The sequence below is a fragment of the Staphylococcus sp. AC872 genome (genome assembly GCF_979255425.1).
Genome location: NZ_CEEDKW010000001.1, coordinates 372,232 through 389,551, shown reverse-complemented (window position 1 = coordinate 389,551; position 17,320 = coordinate 372,232). Strand labels below are relative to the sequence as shown.

17 protein-coding genes are annotated in these 17,320 nt (G+C 33.9%); 12 read left to right on the top strand and 5 right to left on the bottom strand.

Annotated elements, in window-relative coordinates; all coding sequences use genetic code 11:
* Window positions 1-60 precede the first annotated feature (60 nt).
* Entirely contained in the window at window positions 61-582 is a 522-nt protein-coding gene (locus ACZ267_RS01960) for a methylated-DNA--[protein]-cysteine S-methyltransferase (RefSeq protein ID WP_047211122.1), read from the top strand.
* A 90-nt stretch (window positions 583-672) separates the two neighbouring features.
* Here the strand turns inward: ACZ267_RS01960 and ACZ267_RS01955 are convergent, their stop codons facing one another.
* Window positions 673-1,839 carry a hydroxymethylglutaryl-CoA synthase gene (locus ACZ267_RS01955; protein WP_019236084.1) on the bottom strand — a complete coding sequence of 389 codons (1,167 nt, stop codon included), beginning with the start codon at window positions 1,837-1,839 and terminating at the stop codon, window positions 673-675.
* A 356-nt stretch (window positions 1,840-2,195) separates the two neighbouring features.
* Here ACZ267_RS01955 and ACZ267_RS01950 point away from each other — a divergent pair, with 356 nt between their 5' ends.
* A complete protein-coding gene (locus tag ACZ267_RS01950; RefSeq protein WP_047211121.1) occupies window positions 2,196-3,476 on the top strand; it encodes a hydroxymethylglutaryl-CoA reductase, degradative in 1,281 nt (426 codons plus the stop codon).
* A gap of 61 nt (window positions 3,477-3,537) precedes the next feature.
* On the opposite strand, the gene ACZ267_RS01945 is transcribed toward ACZ267_RS01950, so the two are convergent.
* Together ACZ267_RS01945 and ACZ267_RS01940 are read right to left on the bottom strand one after the other, a co-directional pair.
* Window positions 3,538-3,975 (bottom strand): CHAP domain-containing protein, encoded by a 438-nt coding sequence (locus ACZ267_RS01945; RefSeq protein ID WP_002450134.1) that lies wholly within the window; start codon window positions 3,973-3,975, stop codon window positions 3,538-3,540.
* A gap of 313 nt (window positions 3,976-4,288) precedes the next feature.
* Window positions 4,289-4,504: a sterile alpha motif-like domain-containing protein gene (locus ACZ267_RS01940; protein WP_002450133.1), complete on the bottom strand. Its 216-nt coding sequence runs from the start codon at window positions 4,502-4,504 to the stop codon at window positions 4,289-4,291.
* 173 nt (window positions 4,505-4,677) lie between these two features.
* Here ACZ267_RS01940 and cidR point away from each other — a divergent pair, with 173 nt between their 5' ends.
* From cidR to ptsG, 5 genes are all read left to right on the top strand, one after another.
* On the top strand, window positions 4,678-5,556 hold the full coding sequence (gene cidR / locus ACZ267_RS01935; protein ID WP_047211120.1) for a cidABC operon transcriptional activator CidR: 879 nt from the start codon (window positions 4,678-4,680) through the stop codon (window positions 5,554-5,556).
* A 245-nt stretch (window positions 5,557-5,801) separates the two neighbouring features.
* Window positions 5,802-6,194, top strand: a complete 393-nt coding sequence (locus ACZ267_RS01930; protein ID WP_002466955.1) for a CidA/LrgA family protein — start codon at window positions 5,802-5,804, stop codon at window positions 6,192-6,194.
* Window positions 6,191-6,880, top strand: coding sequence for an LrgB family protein (locus tag ACZ267_RS01925; RefSeq protein ID WP_002466957.1), 690 nt, complete (start codon window positions 6,191-6,193; stop codon window positions 6,878-6,880). The genes ACZ267_RS01930 and ACZ267_RS01925 overlap by 4 nt, the downstream gene beginning before the upstream one ends.
* 44 nt (window positions 6,881-6,924) lie before the next feature.
* Window positions 6,925-8,664 (top strand): pyruvate oxidase, encoded by a 1,740-nt coding sequence (locus ACZ267_RS01920; protein ID WP_047211119.1) that lies wholly within the window; start codon window positions 6,925-6,927, stop codon window positions 8,662-8,664.
* 236 nt (window positions 8,665-8,900) lie between these two features.
* Entirely contained in the window at window positions 8,901-10,967 is a 2,067-nt protein-coding gene (gene ptsG, locus ACZ267_RS01915; protein WP_058714749.1) for a glucose-specific PTS transporter subunit IIBC, read from the top strand.
* A gap of 60 nt (window positions 10,968-11,027) precedes the next feature.
* Here ptsG and ACZ267_RS01910 read toward each other — a convergent pair whose 3' ends face one another.
* Entirely contained in the window at window positions 11,028-12,083 is a 1,056-nt protein-coding gene (locus tag ACZ267_RS01910) for a zinc-dependent alcohol dehydrogenase family protein (protein ID WP_047211117.1), read from the bottom strand.
* 216 nt (window positions 12,084-12,299) lie between these two features.
* On the opposite strand from ACZ267_RS01910, the gene ACZ267_RS01905 reads away from it, so the two are divergent.
* From ACZ267_RS01905 to ACZ267_RS01890, 4 genes are all read left to right on the top strand, one after another.
* Window positions 12,300-12,707 carry an acyl-CoA thioesterase gene (locus ACZ267_RS01905; protein ID WP_002466974.1) on the top strand — a complete coding sequence of 136 codons (408 nt, stop codon included), beginning with the start codon at window positions 12,300-12,302 and terminating at the stop codon, window positions 12,705-12,707.
* A 75-nt stretch (window positions 12,708-12,782) separates the two neighbouring features.
* Window positions 12,783-13,115, top strand: coding sequence for a thioredoxin family protein (locus ACZ267_RS01900; RefSeq protein WP_047211116.1), 333 nt, complete (start codon window positions 12,783-12,785; stop codon window positions 13,113-13,115).
* A gap of 302 nt (window positions 13,116-13,417) precedes the next feature.
* Window positions 13,418-14,266 (top strand): YitT family protein, encoded by an 849-nt coding sequence (locus ACZ267_RS01895; protein WP_047211115.1) that lies wholly within the window; start codon window positions 13,418-13,420, stop codon window positions 14,264-14,266.
* An 81-nt stretch (window positions 14,267-14,347) separates the two neighbouring features.
* On the top strand, window positions 14,348-15,319 hold the full coding sequence (locus ACZ267_RS01890; RefSeq protein ID WP_047211114.1) for an alpha/beta hydrolase fold domain-containing protein: 972 nt from the start codon (window positions 14,348-14,350) through the stop codon (window positions 15,317-15,319).
* A gap of 58 nt (window positions 15,320-15,377) precedes the next feature.
* Here the strand turns inward: ACZ267_RS01890 and ACZ267_RS01885 are convergent, their stop codons facing one another.
* Window positions 15,378-15,707, bottom strand: a complete 330-nt coding sequence (locus tag ACZ267_RS01885) for a hypothetical protein (RefSeq protein WP_002466964.1) — start codon at window positions 15,705-15,707, stop codon at window positions 15,378-15,380.
* A gap of 454 nt (window positions 15,708-16,161) precedes the next feature.
* On the opposite strand from ACZ267_RS01885, the gene pgsB reads away from it, so the two are divergent.
* Window positions 16,162-17,319 (top strand): poly-gamma-glutamate synthase PgsB, encoded by a 1,158-nt coding sequence (gene pgsB, locus ACZ267_RS01880; RefSeq protein ID WP_002466961.1) that lies wholly within the window; start codon window positions 16,162-16,164, stop codon window positions 17,317-17,319.
* The last annotated feature ends 1 nt before the right edge of the window (window position 17,320 follow it).

Here is a 17,320-nt window from a genome sequence, read left to right as displayed (position 1 = left end):
TAATGGTAGTCATTTTCAAACAACTTGAAATAGAAATAGACGGAATTTGGAGTGATCATAATGGAATATAATTGCTTTTATCAATCCCCAGTTGGCCAATTAGAATTGGTCAGTGATGGTCAAAATTTAACTCAATTATTATTTAGTAATCAACAACAACCAACTGAAAGAGTAAACAAAGCATCGTTACCAATATTTAAACAAGCAAGATCCTGGCTAGATACGTATTTTAAGGGAGAACGTCCACAAGAAACTATTCCTGTTCAACCATCAGGAACAGCATTCCAACAATATGTGTGGGAAGAATTGAACCAAATAGAATATGGTGAATTAACGACGTATGGTGATATAGCTCAACGTATTGCTAAGAAAATGAATAAAGATAAGATGTCAGCACAAGCAGTAGGTGGTGCTGTAGGTAGTAATCCGATATCAATTATTATCCCATGTCATCGCGTAGTTGGAAAAAATGGTAGCTTGACAGGGTATGGTGGGACGTTGCCTAATAAAATCAAATTATTAGAAATAGAAAATATAGACATGACGCATTTATTTACACCGAAACACACAACAAAGCCATAATAAAAAGCCTAGATGTGGACATCAATGATGATGGTCCGATACATCTAGGCTTATTTATATTAAAAAACGATGTGATATTTCTGATAAAGTTTATTCTGGAACGTGATATTCACGAATATTGTCATTGATTGCTTTTAAATAGAAGATCGATTGATCATTTTCAACTTTATCTTGTTGTTCATCAAATTCTAATTCATCAAAACGTTTAAAGAATGTTTCGTAGTCTTCAACTGACACTTCATTGCGTTGTTTTAACGCAGATTGATGACCTTCTATATCTAAGTGATTTTGATAACCATCTACTACATTAGCGCTAAAGAATTCACCTACTGAACCTGAACCGTAACTAAATAGTCCAATCGTTTGTCCACTTGAAAGCTTATGATTTTCTAATAATGAAATAAGACTTAAATATAATGAACCAGTGTAAATATTACCTACATAGCGATTGTAATAAACCGCATCTTCATAACCTGCTCTTAAACGTTCTTGAGTTGTTTCATCAGCGTCATCAATAATTGATTCTAATGCTTTTTTACCCATTTTTGTAAATGGTACATGGAAACATAATGATTCGAAATCAGCTAATGATTTATTTTCGCGTTTAGCATATTCGTTCCAACTATGTTGGAATGAGCGTATATAAGCATCTTTAGATAATGCGCCATCAACTAATGGATAAGCATGGCCTGTTGGTCTCCAGAAGTCATAGACGTCTTCTGTATAAGCGACAGCATCGTCATTAAGTTGTAAGATGCTAGGATTGTGTGAAATCATCATGGCTACGGCACCAGCGCCTTGTGTAGGTTCCCCACCAGATTGTAAGCCATAACGTGCAGTATCACTTGCAATAACTAATACCTTTTCTTCTGGACGATTTGCAAGATAATCTTTAGCTAATTGAATGGCAGGTGTAGCAGCATAACAAGCTTCTTTCATCTCAAAGCAACGTGCAAAAGGTTGAATACCTAGTAAATGATGCACTTGAACGGCTGCAGCTTTAGCTGAATCAATTGCAGATTCAGTTGCAACAATAACCATACCGATTTTCTTTTTATCTTCGTCTGTTATAATATCTTTAGCAGCATTTGCTCCCATTGATACGATGTCTTGATTGACTGGACTTACAGCCATTTCCGTTTGGCCAATGCCAATTAAAAATTTATTTGGGTCAACTTGGCGTGCTTCTGCAAGCTTTGCCATGTCTACATAAAATTTGGGTACATAAAAGTTAATTTTATCTATACCTATGTTCATAAGGCGTACATCCTTTCAGTTTTAAAAGTAGCATTAGTATCATACCAAAATAATTTAGTGATATACAATGAATATAACAGATTTTAATCTCAATGTATAACAGTTATGTAAGCGTTTTAATAATTGCTTTAAATAGCTTATTGAATCAAGTAGAAATTAAAAAACATAGTGAGCAATGTTGTTATAATTTAAAAATTTTAGAATGTTTTATAAGATTGAGGAAACATATAGACAGTATCATCTAAAAACGCTGACGCCTTTATGGATCATATATTTCAAGTTTTTAGATGAATGTAAACACGTTTGAATGCGAGTAGCGATGATAACTAAAAATGTTAAATAAAGGAGAAGCACAAATGAAAAAGTTAGACAAAGGGTTCCGACATCTTTCACGAGAAGATAAATTAGAACAATTAGAGTCATATGGTTGGTTATCTAGTGACAATCATGACATTCTTTTAAATCATCCACTGATAGATGAAGATATTGCAAATAGTTTAATAGAAAATGTAATTGGACAAGGTACTTTACCGGTGGGATTATTACCCGAAATTATAGTTGATGATCAACCTTATGTGGTACCAATGATGGTAGAAGAACCATCCGTAGTAGCAGCTGCAAGTTACGGGGCTAAATTAGTAAACAATACTGGTGGATTTAAAACTGTTTCAAGTCAACGATTAATGATTGGACAAATTGTATTTGATGGCGTGACAGATACGGAAAATCTATCACAAGCCATTCAAGATAAAGAAGCACAAATCCATCAAATAGCAGATGAAGCATACCCATCTATTAAAGCTAGAGGTGGCGGTTATCAAAAGATTGAAATAGATTCATTCCCAAAACAGCAATTGCTATCACTTAAAGTATATGTTGATACTAAAGATGCGATGGGTGCTAATATGTTAAATACAATTTTAGAAGCGATTACAGCACACCTAAAAAATGAATTCCCAGATAAAGATGTATTAATGAGCATATTATCAAATCATGCTACTGCGTCAGTAGTTAAGGTGCAAGGTGAAATAGACATCAAAGATCTTAATAAAGGTGGACGTGATGGTGAAGCGGTCGCTCGTAGAATGGAACGCGCTTCAGTATTAGCACAAGTAGATATCCACAGAGCGGCAACACATAATAAAGGTGTAATGAATGGTATACATGCAGTCGTTTTAGCAACAGGTAATGATACACGTGGTGCAGAAGCCAGTGCACATGCATATGCAAGTCGAGATGGTCAATATAGAGGCATTGCGACTTGGAAATATGATCAAGAACGTCAACGTCTTATCGGTACAATTGAAGTACCAATGACACTTGCAATAGTGGGCGGCGGTACGAAAGTATTACCAATAGCTAAAGCATCACTTGATTTATTGAATGTTAAGTCTGCACAAGAATTAGATCATGTTGTGGCAGCAGTTGGTTTGGCACAAAACTTCTCAGCATGCAGAGCCCTTGTATCGGAAGGGATTCAACAAGGTCATATGAGTTTGCAGTATAAATCATTAGCTATTATCGTAGGTGCAAAAGGTGATGAAATTGCACAAGTAGCAGATGCACTTAAACAAGAAGACAAAGCCAATTCAGCAAAAGCAAAAGCCATTTTAGAACAAATAAGACAAGATCAATAAATATAAATAAAAGGACATTGTTTGCAAACTCAATTGCAGTACCAATGTCCTTTTTATATCTTTAATAAATGTAGTTATAATTACGAGCAGATGCTTTACTTATAATTCGCGTCCCATACCCATATGGACGATTATAATTGTATTCTGATATTTTGATATTGCCGTTATTATATATTCTTTCTACTACGGCAACATGTCCGTAATAACCTGCTGTTGATTGCATAACAGCATATCGTCTTGGTGTATGACCAGTAGCATACCCAGAACGTCTTGCGTTGTAATACCAATTTTTCGCATTTCCCCATCGATTAGAAACAGGTTTACCTAATTGTGCACGACGTTGATAAGCCCACCATGTACATTGACCTTTGTTGTAATAATTTTTATATGAAGCTGCTTCTGACACGTGTGTCTGTTCAGCTGTTTGATAAGCAATAGTTCCAGTTAACAAGATTCCAGTAGCGATTATGACACGAGATAATAATTGTTTTAGTTTCATTGTTTTCTCCCAAAAATCGTTTTTTTATTTAGTAACCGTATTCATAATAGATGTAAAAAAGATAGAATACAACATTAGAAACGAATTATACAAGTAACTGTAACGCTACTGAAATAAAAATAGGGTATTTGTAATAATATTTATATTTGTATGCAATTTTCATCATTTTACATTAGATTTATAAGTATAAAAAAACTGCCAATAAAGTACGAAACTTTATTAGCAGCGTTCGACGTCATTTAAGACGTTTTCGAGATGATAGACTCCATGTATTCATTATGTTAGATGAATGCTAAATAACAATTAACATAGATCATACATTAGTGAATTGGTTGAAGACTGACAATGCTCTTTTAACAATCGTCATTGATAAGTCTTCAGGACACGGATTAGTTCGAAAATATGACAATATTTCACTTTGGCTCTTCACTTGTCTAGGAAAATTGTTATCTTGATTAATCCAATCAACCAATTCGCCTAATGGTGTGTCATCACCAAGAAAATTTTGCATAAATTCGTAAAAGCTCAATTCCTCACCTCGAATAATCAATTTGAGCCAGATTAAATTATAACATAGTTAACAGAGTGACATGCGATAAATGGCTAAATAAAAATACAGTAATGTGTATACTAATGTTTCATACATATAAAAATAAGTGATATTGTATAATAAAAGAAACAGTTTTTGAATGGGTGAGTTGCGTGGATATTAAACATATGAAATATTTTGTTGAAGTTGTGAGGCAAGGCGGAATGACTAATGCATCGAAGTCTTTATTCATAGCTCAACCTACTATTAGTAAGGCAATTAAAGATATTGAAGGTGAGATGGCAGTACCGTTGTTTGATAGAGAGAAGAGGCAACTTGTATTAACAGATGCAGGCCAGATCTTCTTTAATAAATGTAAGGAAATCATTGCACTTTATGAAAACTTGCCATCTGAAATCAATAGTTTATATGGATTGGAAACAGGTCATATGGATATAGGGCTTTCAGCAGTCATGAACATGCAGACTTTAATTGATATGATTGGTGATTTTCATCAACATTTTCCCAATGTAACATTTAACTTTGTGGAGAACGGTGGAAAATACATTGAACAGCAACTATTAAATGATGAATTGGATTTTGGTATTACAACATTACCTGTTGATCAACAACGATTTGAAGCCATTGCTTTAAATAAAGAATCGTTATGTGTAGTTATCCATCATGAACATCCTTTAGCACAACACCAATCTGTGAAAATGAAAGAATTAATTCAAGAGGACTTCATATTATTTAACGATGATTTCTATTTAAATGATAAAATTATGGAAATAGCTAAAAATGCAGGTTTTATACCCAATATGGTCTCTCAAATTTCGCAATGGAACGTCATTGAAAATTTAATCAGTAATCAACTTGGCATCGCTATATTACCTTATTCTATTACGCAACTCATGAATGAAAATGTACGTGTGCTAAATATTGAAGATGCGTATGTAGACTGGGAGTTAGGTATTGTTTGGAATAAAGGGAAACGATTAAGTTATGCAGCAAATAAATGGATTGATTATTTAAGAGAACGCTTAGGGTAAGAGCGTAATAAAGTTCCAATGATATCAATTTTATGAAAGTTGAAATACAAAGATAGCGTAGAGTTCTCCCGTTAACGCGGGGGGACTTTTTACATTACTTTTAAGATAGCGCTTCCATAGATTTAAGGAATGTTTAATATTCGAAAAATGTATTTTAATAATAGAAAGATGGAGACTATAATTACAAGTATCACTAAAAAATTGTTGTAACAATTTGGACAAATTTTTTAGAAGGGATAGATCGCATGCATAAGGTGAGAGATTTACTACAACTTTTTGTACAAATCATTCTTATATTACTTATTTCATACATCGGTACCGAAGTGCAGCGCTTATTACACATTCCTTTAGCAGGTAGTATTGTTGGCCTACTCATGTTTTATCTATTGTTACAGTTTAAAATCATTCCTGTATCATGGGTAGACGAAGGTGCAAACTTTCTATTAAAAACAATGGTGTTTTTCTTTATCCCGTCTGTAGTTGGCGTGATGAATGTAGCATCAGATATTACACTAAACTACATATTGTTCTTCTTAATTATTATTTTAGGAACATGTTTAGTGGCATTATCTTCAGGCTATATTGCTGAAACGCTAGTGAAAAGAGATGATGTTGGAAAAGGAACGGATGAGTTATGACGAATATATTACAAGCTACTATCATGATTCTGCTGACGATTGTGGTATATATCATAGCTAGAAGACTACAAGATCGATACAACAATCCTTTTCTGAACCCTGCATTAATTTCATCGATACTCATTATAGCGATTCTGCTTATGTTTGGCGTTAGTTATAAAGGTTACATGAAAGGTGGGGAATGGATAAACCATATTTTAAACGCAACAGTCGTTTGTTTGGCTTATCCCCTCTATCAAAATAGACAGAAGATAAAGAAATATCTATTTGTGATTTTCACGAGCGTGTTAACTGGTGTAGTACTTAATTTTATGTTAGTATACGTAACGTTGAAAATCTTTGGCTATTCCAAAGAAACCATTGTAACAATGCTACCAAGGTCTATTACGGCAGCCGTAGGGATAGAAGTATCCAATGAACTTGGTGGTACAGATACGATTACAGTGCTCTTTATAATAGCTACAGGGTTAATAGGCAGCATTCTAGGTTCAATGCTATTGCGTATGGGAGGCTTTCAGTCATCTATCGCGAGAGGCTTAACATATGGTAACGCTTCTCATGCTTTCGGTACGGCAAAAGCACTAGAATTAGATATAGAATCAGGCGCATTTAGTTCTATTGGTATGATATTAACTGCAGTAATCAGTTCGATTTTAATACCAATTCTTATTTTATTGTTCTATTAAAGGGAAGAAACTCATATAAATAGAAAGGGAGGCTATTTGAAAAAATGGCAAAAATCAAAGCAAATGAAGCATTAGTTAAAGCATTACAAGCATGGGACATCGATCACTTATACGGAATCCCAGGAGATTCAATCGACGCAGTAGTAGACTCTTTACGTACAGTTAGAGATCAATTCAAATTCTATCACGTACGTCACGAAGAAGTAGCAAGTTTAGCTGCTGGTAGTTATACAAAAATCACAGGTAAAATTGGGGTAGCATTAAGTATTGGTGGTCCTGGTTTAGTTCACTTATTAAATGGTATGTATGACGCTAAAATGGATAGCGTTCCTCAATTGATTATTTCTGGTCAAACAAACGATAGTCTTTTAGGTACAGGTGCGTTCCAAGAAACTAACTTATCTAAGTTATGTGAAGATGTAGCGGTTTACAATCACCAAATTCAAAAAGGCGACAATGTATTTGAGGTTGTTAACGAAGCAATCCGTACTGCTTATGAGAAAAAAGGTGTAGCTGTTGTTATCTGCCCTAACGATCTTTTAACTCAAAACATTAAAGATACAACTGATAAACCAGTTAACACAACTAAACTAAAAGCAATTGCACCTAAATTCAAAAACATCAAAAAAGCTGCTAAATTAATCAATAAAAGTAAAAAACCAGTTGTACTTTTCGGTGTTGGTGCACAACATGCGAAAGATGAATTACGCGAATTTGTAGAAATGGCTAAAATCCCAGTTATTCACACATTACCAGCAAAAGCAATTATTGCTGATGATCACCCATATAACTTAGGTAACCTAGGTCAAATTGGTACTAAAGCATCTTATCAAACAATTCAAGATGCAGATTTATTAATCATGATTGGTACTAACTTCCCATTCGTTAAATATTTACCTAAGAAAAATATTAAAGCGATCCAAATAGATACTAAAGAAGAAAACATCAGTCACCGTTTCGACATCAATGTTGGTATCTTAGGCGACAGTAAAATTGCGTTACAACAATTAACTGAAAATATTAAACATGTTGCTAAACGTCCATTCTTAGACAAAGCATTAGATCGTAAAGCTGTTTGGGATAAATGGATGGAACAAGACTTAAACAACAATAACTCACCATTACGTCCAGAACGTTTAATGAAAGCAATCAATGATAACTTAAAAGAAGATGCAATTGTATCTGCAGATGTTGGTACATCAACTGTATGGTCAACACGTTACTTAAACTTAGGTGTTAATAATAAATTCATCATCTCAAGTTGGTTAGGTACAATGGGTTGTGCACTTCCAGGTGCTATGGCATCTAAAATTGCATACCCAAATCGTCAAGCTGTAGCTATTGCTGGTGACGGTGCATTCCAAATGGTTATGCAAGACTTTGCAACAGCAGTTCAATACGATTTACCATTAACAATTTTCGTATTAAACAATAAACAATTAGCGTTCATTAAATATGAACAACAAGCTGCTGGTGAATTAGAATATGCCATTGATTTCTCTGATATGGATCACGCTAAATTCGCTGAAGCTGCAGGCGGTAAAGGTTATACAGTTAGAGACGTTAGTCGTTTAGATGATATTGTAGAAGAAGCTATGTCACAAGACGTACCAACTATCGTTGACGTACATGTAGACCCTAACGCTGCACCATTACCAGGTAAAATTGTTAACGCAGAAGCACTTGGTTATGGTAAATGGGCATACAGATCTATCACTGAAGATAAACACTTAGACTTAGATCAAATCCCACCAATCTCAGTAGCAACTAAACGTTTCTTATAATATAAATAGAAGCAAAGTTCATAAACTCAGCCAAAATAACTTGGCTGAGTTTTTTTGGAATTCCTATTGTAAACGCTTAAACAAATGTGTATACTATATTTAAATTTAATAAAACATTTGCGTGTTACTGGTTAAGCAGGCATGAGCAAACAGGTGATCATTTAATATGGTCTTGTTTGTTCATGCCATTTTTTATGTGCATGCGAGTGATTACAATATGAGAGGAATGTTTTTACATGTTTAAAAAGCTCTTTGGGCAATTGCAACGTATAGGTAAAGCATTAATGCTACCTGTCGCAATTTTACCGGCAGCTGGGATTTTACTTGCATTTGGGAATGCAATGCATAATGAACAGTTAGTCAAAATTGCACCATGGTTAACAAACCATGTATTTGTCATGATTTCTTCTATCATGGAAGCAGCAGGGCAAGTTATCTTTGATAATTTACCATTATTATTTGCAGTCGGAACAGCACTTGGATTAGCTGGAGGAGATGGCGTAGCAGCGTTAGCAGCGCTAGTTGGATATTTAATTATGAACGCAACAATGGGTAAATATTTAAATATTACAATTGATGATATCTTCTCTTATGCAAAAGGCGCTAAAGAATTAAGTCAAGCAGCAAAACAACCTGAATATGCACTTGTGTTAGGTATTCCAACCTTACAAACGGGTGTGTTTGGCGGTATTATCATGGGGGCAGTAGCCGCATGGTGTTATAACAAGTATTATAATATTACATTGCCAGCATTTTTAGGATTCTTTGCAGGTAAACGTTTCGTACCAATCGCAACATCAGTAGCTGCAATTATTGTAGGTATTGTATTAAGTTGGATATGGCCACCTATTCAAACGGGATTAAATGACTTATCTAACTTCTTACTAACGAAGAACTTAGTATTAACAACATTTATTTTCGGGGTTATAGAACGTTCATTAATTCCATTTGGATTGCATCATATTTTTTATGCACCATTCTGGTTCGAGTTTGGCCATTATACAAACCATGCTGGAGAACTTGTACGTGGTGACCAACGTATTTGGATGGCGCAATTAAAAGATGGCGTACCATTTACTGCAGGAACATTTACAACTGGTAAATATCCATTCATGATGTTTGGTTTACCGGCTGCTGCATTTGCAATTTATAAAAATGCACGTCCAGAACGTAAAAAAATCGTTGGTGGTTTAATGCTATCAGCAGGTTTAACAGCATTTTTAACAGGTATAACAGAACCGCTTGAGTTCTCATTCTTATTTGTAGCACCATTATTATATGCGATTCATGTCGTATTAGCAGGATCTTCATTCTTAATCATGCATTTATTAGACGTAAAAATCGGTATGACATTCTCAGGTGGATTTATCGACTATGTATTATTCGGTTTATTAAACTGGGACAGAACGCATGCATTACTTGTGATTCCAGTTGGTATCGTGTACGCGGTCGTGTATTACTTCTTATTCGACTTTGCTATCCGTAAATTTAACTTAAAAACACCGGGTAGAGAAGATAAAGAACAAGAGGTCAGAGATTCAAGTGTCGCTAAATTACCATTTGATGTGTTAGACGCAATGGGTGGTAAAGATAATATCAAACATTTAGACGCATGTATTACACGTTTAAGAGTTGAAGTAAATGATAAAGCTAAAGTAGATGTTCCAGGATTAAAAGCTTTAGGTGCTTCTGGTGTACTTGAAGTTGGTAATAACATGCAAGCGATTTTTGGTCCAAAATCAGACCAAATTAAACATGATATGGCGAAAATTATGAATGGTGAAATCACTAAACCAAGTGAAACGACTGTGACAGAGGAAGACTCTGAAGAGCCAGTTCATGTAGAAGATATTAAAGAAACAGAAATTTACGCACCAGGTGTTGGTCAAATTTTTCCATTATCTGACGTACCTGATAAAGTATTTTCAGAAAAAATGATGGGCGACGGTGTTGGATTTATTCCTGAAAAAGGAGAAATTGTAGCACCATTCGATGGTACTGTTAAAACAATCTTCCCAACAAAACATGCAATTGGTTTAGAATCAGATACAGGTATTGAATTATTGATTCATATCGGTATTGATACAGTTAAACTAGATGGAGAAGGTTTCGAAAGTTTAGTTAAAGCAGATGATAAAGTAACACAAGGACAACCGTTAATGAAAGTGAACTTAGCATATCTTAAAGAACATGCACCAAGTGTTGTAACACCATTAGTAATTACTAATTTAGGTGATCAAACATTAACAGTTGAAAAGACAAGCAGTGTTGAACCAAGCCAACGCATTATGAAAGTTAAATAAATATATTAAAAACCTGACTGTTTTAGATACAGTCAGGTTTTTTAAATTCATCAAATATAATTAAGCTTCTGTGATATCATTTTCGATTAATAATTTAATCGCTTTATGATCTGTAGCATTTCTAAATAAATCATATGCATTTTCAATATCGCTTAATTTACTATAATGTGTCACTAATTGTTCTGGTTGGATGATTTTACTTTTAAGTGCTTCTAAAAGTTCTTCTGTAGTATTACCAGAAACTAATCCAGTTGAAACGTTGATGTTTTTAATCCATAATTTGTCGATATCAAATTGAACAGGTAAACCATGAACACCTACATTAGCGATTGTACCGTCAACGCCAATGAGTTTTTGACATAAATCAAATGTTTGTGGAATACCAACAGCTTCGATTGCTACATCAACACCACGATGATTAAGTTTGTATACTTTTTGAATCGCTTGTTCAACGTTACTTGAATTAATCGTATGTGTAGCACCTAATGATTTAGCAGTTTCTAAACGGTTGTCATCTAAATCAATCATAATAATTTTAGAAGGTGAATAGAATTGAGCAGTTAATAATGTCGCTAATCCGACTGGTCCAGCACCCACAATGGCCACTGTACTACCAGGTTTTACTTTTCCTTTTAACACACCAATTTCGTATCCAGTAGGTAAAATATCTGAAAGCATTACAAGTGCTTCATCAGGTAATGATTGAGGCGCGTGATATAAAGAGTTATCAGCAAATGGTACTTTGACATATTCAGCTTGTGTACCATCAATTAAGTGGCCTAAAATCCATCCACCATCGTTCTCACAATGCGCATAAATGCCTTTTTTACAATAGTAGCATTTACCACAAGAAGAAACGGCAGAAACAATAACCTTATCGCCAACTTTAAAATTGTTCACATTAGATCCTACTGATTCTACAATACCAATACCTTCATGACCTAGTGTAGTATTTTCAGGTACTTCAGGTGTATCTCCTTTAATAATGTGTAAGTCAGTACCGCAAATTGTCGTTTTAACCATACGAATAATGGCGTCAGTACTTTCTGTAATAACAGGTTTTTCCTTATCGATTAATTGTGCCACACCAGGCTTTGCATAGTTATAGGCTTTCATATAAATCCCTCCAATGATATTGTGAATTATTTCACAAATATTATACCACAAAATAAAGAATAATAATTTAATATCAAAAAATATAGAAGGAAAATTATAAAACTCTTTACCTATAAATGCACAATTATTTATAAACTTCAAAGTTTTTAAACAATGAAATTATAGATTAAATAGCGTAAAATAGAATTGAACATAGATATAAAGGAGTTATGAGTAATGGATACAAATGAAGGGAAATTAGTGGTAGATACTGAAATAGAAGTCAATGGCTACGATATTGATGCAATGGGGATTGTGAGCAATATCGTTTTTATTAAATGGTTTGAAGACTTACGTACGATTTTTATCAATCAATATATGAATTATTCTGAAATGATGACACAAGGTATTTCGCCTATATTAATGAAAACAGAAGTAGATTATAAAGTACCTGTGACGATACATGATCGTCCAAGAGCACGTTGTTGGATGATCAAAGCGAGTAAAATGAAATGGATTTTTAAATTTGAAATCGCAACTAACGAAAAAGTTCACTGTATTGGCTATCAAACGGGTGGCTTTTATGATTTAGAAAAACAAAAGATAACAAAATTGCCACAAGTTTTCCAAGATATCTTAAAATAGAGTGGAAGTTGATTGACGAGAGTGAACTGCATACCTTATGATATATACCAATTTTAAGGCAAGAGGGTGTATGGTATGGTTGAATCAATTCGTGATGTAGCCCAATTTAAAACATTAATTAATACAAAACCTTTAGTAGTGATACATGTAATGAGAGAACATTGTAGTGTTTGTCATGCTGTTTTACCACAATTGAAGGATATATTAGACACGTCATATCCAAAAGTGACATTGGCAATTATAAACCAAAGTGAAGTACCCGAGATTGCAGGAGAGCTAACTATTTTTACAGTACCTGTTGATTTAATATTTATGAATGACAAAGAAATGCATAGACAAGGTAGATTTATTGATATGCAGTCATTCGAAAGACAATTAGCTATAATGTATGAACAAATAGATGATTAAATAAGAAAATGATGAAGGTGCCTCAAATTGATGACTCAATTTGGGGCTCTTTTTTATGGAAAACCAATATGAATTTAGCCCGAGTTGTTGGGGCATAGATATGATAAATGTTATGATAAAAAACGTGTGAAAATTTTAGATAGTATTATGATATGGCGTTATTAATCATTATTTAACATGTTTAAAGCTAACATTTAATAAAAGAAAAACAATCGTGATTAAAAAGTTTATGGCACCTATGTATACTTTTCAGCGCCTATTAATATGCTTTTAAATATTTTTTGTGTAATAAGGAGGCTCAAATGGAAAAACATTCTCGTAGTTATCATATTAAAAATACTATTTTTTGCTTATTAGGTACATTGTTAATTGCACTTGGAGTTAACTGTTTTGTTATTCCAGGGAATTTAGGTGAAGGTGGTGCTATCGGTATGTCTTTAGTGCTGAAGTATACACTTGGTTTATCACCGGCACTAACATCTTTCGTCATCAACGCCTTTTTAATAATTATCGGTTGGAAGTATTTAAGTAAAACAACAGCCATATATACAGTCATTACTATTACTGCAAGTTCCATTTTCTTGGATTTAACAAAGTCTTTAAGTTTAGGAATCGATGAAAACTTTATTAATGCGGTATTTGCAGGTGTATTTATTGGCGTAGGTTCAGGACTAGTCATCGCTTCTAGAAGTACGCTAGGTGGTACATCGGTTATTGCACGAATTATTAGTAAATATTCCGAAGTAAAAACATCGCAAGCGTTATTTATTCTAGATGCACTTGTCGTATTATCATTCTTAATCGTATTACCAGTGACTAATGTGCTGTATACGATTGTGATGTTGTTCATTGTCGAGAAAGCAATGGCATTTGTCGTTGAAGGTTTCAATCCTAAAAAAGCGGTAACCGTTATTTCTGATCACAATAAAGAGATTAGTTCTGAAATATACCAAGCGACTGGCAGAGGTTCAACATTATTAGATGGTAAAGGCGCTTATCAACTTGATAATACCGATATATTATACGCGGTAGTATCTCAAACACAAATAGCGACAGTTAAAAAGATTGTCAATCGTTATGACGACCAAGCCTTTTTAGTTATCCATGATGTTAGAGATGTTTTAGGTAACGGCTTTATGAATATCAAATAATAGGACGTGATGAGCGTTTTTAAGACCAATCACAAGAAATTGTTATATGATAGTAGTAAAGAATATAGGAGGTGCATGTCATTGTTTAAAAGAGCACTTGCTGTAATTAGCTCAACTGTTTTAGGAAGTATATTATTTGCTAAAGTTAAAGAAAAAAGAAGTTACCGTAGTTTTGTGCAGGAGAAAATGATGCGATTGAATGGTATGAAAAAGTCATTCGATAATGTTGAAGGTGCGAAAAAAGCACTTGAACGAACTAAAGAAGAAACGGCTGGTAAATACGGTGGTACACCGTATGAATTTAAACATCATGTGAAGATAAGAGATTATTATGGTTCACTTGTTTATATTGTTAATGATCAAAGCGACCGTAAGCAAGAAACGGTATTGTATATACACGGAGGTGCTTGGTTCCAAGATCCATTGCCATATCACTTCGAATTTATCGATTTACTTGCCGGAACGTTAAATGCCAAAGTGGTAATGCCGGTCTATCCGAAAGTGCCGCATAGAGATTATGTGACAACAGATGTATTGTTGCATCATTTATACCAAAACATACTGCAAAAAGTTGATGATGTTGAACAAATAGTGATAATGGGAGATTCTGCAGGTGGTCAAATTGCTTTATCATTTGCACAGTCTTTAAAAGAAAAACAATTACCTCAACCAGGACACATTGTTCTTTTATCACCAGTACTAGATGCTACATTTAGTAATCCAGAAGCCAAGAAGTATGAACAGGAAGACCCTATGTTAGGTATAGAAGGTAGTAAATATTTAGCTACATTATGGGCAGGCGATACGCCTTTAGAGGATTATAGAATCTCACCTATTAATGGGGAGATAGAAGGACTCGGTCATATTACGATTGTGATAGGTACAAAAGAAACGTTGTATCCTGATGCACTCAAACTCTCTCATATGCTCAATGACAAAGGCATTGCACATGACTTTATACAAGGCTATAATCTGTTTCATATTTATCCTATTTTTCCGCTACCAGAACGCGAGCGTTTCTTAAAGCAACTTCAAGAAATCATAAAAAAATAACCCTATGCCAAATTACTTTTGCTAGGGTTTGTTTGGAATATAACAGCGAATTCATTTATCAGTATGTTTGATAATTTGAATTCGCTGTTTTGTTATCTATATGTTCATTTTGATGCTTACTATTGTCATTTGTATCTACATTTTTATAATTTGTTGCTGTATATGAATGAGATTTTGATGAAGCTTCTTCATTTTTTAGAGAAGTGTTGACGGCTTCATCGCTATTACGAGTTTTATTGTTTATCTTCGTATGATCTGTATCTAATACAGAATTAGTCATGTCTTTCCCTTGTAAACTCCCAATTAGAATGAATGATAAGTATAAAGTTGTCACAATTAAGATAATCGCCAAATAAATACCGATAGCGAATTTAACTGACTTTTGCATTCTTCTCCTCCTAAGGTCTGAGTAACTACACTCTTAATGTAACACTTAATTTTTAAGATAGTGTAAATTCCTAGTAAAAAATATATAACTTAAGCAAATGTTGGCACAAACACGTGCATCTATTGATATTGCTAATAATGTAAGCTTATCTGTTAAATCACGAACTATACCTTTACATTCCTTTACATATTTTTAATCTTTGATTAATAGAATTAAAACTGAGTCAATAACCAAATGATAGGCTACTACTAGTAAGTAGTAGATTAAGCATTTTCGACAAAGAATTTTAAGCTAATATTTAAAATATATTGACTTTTAATTAATAACTTTTATAGACTTTATAGTGATGGAAACGTTTGAATAATTTGTATTTATCTTATTTTATTTAAATGTAAATCTACATGTATTGTTCCATTTATAATTCAATATACATAGAAAAGAGAGGGATTACAGCGTGATTCTCATAATAGTATGTGTCGTGTTGATTCTATGGCTAGGCATTAAGGAGAAAAACCGCCATGCGAATCGACTTAAGAAAATCCCTATACGTATCAACATTAATGGTATTCGAGGTAAATCAACAATAACTCGAATGGCGTATAGTGTGCTTAGAGAAGACCACTATAGAGTCATAGGGAAGACAACAGGAACTGACGCAAGAATGATGTACTGGTTTACCCAAAAAGAGTACCCAGTGATTAGAAAACCTCAAGGCGCCAATATTGGTGAGCAACGTGATATCATTCGTAAAGTTGTTAAACAAAAGGCGAATGCACTTGTTAACGAATGTATGGCTGTTAATCCAGATTATCAAATTACTTTCCAAAAGGATTTAGTAAAAGCGAATATTGGCGTTATTGTCAATGTTATGGAAGACCACATGGATGTGTTAGGTCCAACATTACAAGATGTTGCTCAATCATTCACGGCAACTATTCCATATAAAGGTAAATTAGTAGTAATGAAAGATGAATTTACAGAATTTTTCGCTAAAGAAGCCAAAAAGCGTAAAACAGAATTAATCGTTGTGGACAAAGAGCAAATACCAGAGTCTTACTTAAGAAAGTTTGATTATTTAGTTTTTCCAGATAATGTAGCTATCGTATTAGGTATTGCTCAAGCAGTTGGCATTGATAGTGAGACAGCCTTAGAAGGTATGTTAAATGCGCCAGCGGATCCAGGTGCTGTAAGAATTAAATACTTCCATGCCAATAACACTAAAAATGTATTTGTTAATGCGTTTGCTGCCAACGAACCACAATCCACTAAAGCTATTTTAAATAAGGTGGAATCATACAATTATCCTTATACGAAAAAAGTGGTCATTTTAAATTGTCGATCTGACAGAATCGATAGAACACAACTATTTGTTGATAATTTCTTAGAAGATATTGATTACGATACGTTGATTTGTACCGGAAAAAGTACACAGATGGTATCAGATTTAATGCATCGTTTACCAGACAAAAGATATTTGAACTTTGAAGGACAAGATTTTACAGAAATTGAAAAAGCTATTATGAAAGAATCGGACAATGCACTTGTCTTTTGTGTAGGTAATATCCACGGCCCAGGTGGAAGAATAGCGGAATTCATAGAAGGGATAGAATAAA

Coding starts and splice junctions, on each gene's coding strand:
- ACZ267_RS01900 (WP_047211116.1), top strand. CDS start 12,783: ATGGTTGAATCAATTCGTGATGTAGCCCAATTTAAAACATTAATTAAT.
- ACZ267_RS01945 (WP_002450134.1), bottom strand. CDS start 3,975: ATGAAACTAAAACAATTATTATCTCGTGTCATAATCGCTACTGGAATC.
- ACZ267_RS01930 (WP_002466955.1), top strand. CDS start 5,802: ATGCATAAGGTGAGAGATTTACTACAACTTTTTGTACAAATCATTCTT.
- ACZ267_RS01955 (WP_019236084.1), bottom strand. CDS start 1,839: ATGAACATAGGTATAGATAAAATTAACTTTTATGTACCCAAATTTTAT.
- ACZ267_RS01920 (WP_047211119.1), top strand. CDS start 6,925: ATGGCAAAAATCAAAGCAAATGAAGCATTAGTTAAAGCATTACAAGCA.
- ACZ267_RS01905 (WP_002466974.1), top strand. CDS start 12,300: ATGGATACAAATGAAGGGAAATTAGTGGTAGATACTGAAATAGAAGTC.
- ACZ267_RS01950 (WP_047211121.1), top strand. CDS start 2,196: ATGAAAAAGTTAGACAAAGGGTTCCGACATCTTTCACGAGAAGATAAA.
- ACZ267_RS01885 (WP_002466964.1), bottom strand. CDS start 15,707: ATGCAAAAGTCAGTTAAATTCGCTATCGGTATTTATTTGGCGATTATC.
- ACZ267_RS01895 (WP_047211115.1), top strand. CDS start 13,418: ATGGAAAAACATTCTCGTAGTTATCATATTAAAAATACTATTTTTTGC.
- ACZ267_RS01925 (WP_002466957.1), top strand. CDS start 6,191: ATGACGAATATATTACAAGCTACTATCATGATTCTGCTGACGATTGTG.
- ACZ267_RS01960 (WP_047211122.1), top strand. CDS start 61: ATGGAATATAATTGCTTTTATCAATCCCCAGTTGGCCAATTAGAATTG.
- ACZ267_RS01910 (WP_047211117.1), bottom strand. CDS start 12,083: ATGAAAGCCTATAACTATGCAAAGCCTGGTGTGGCACAATTAATCGAT.
- ptsG (WP_058714749.1), top strand. CDS start 8,901: ATGTTTAAAAAGCTCTTTGGGCAATTGCAACGTATAGGTAAAGCATTA.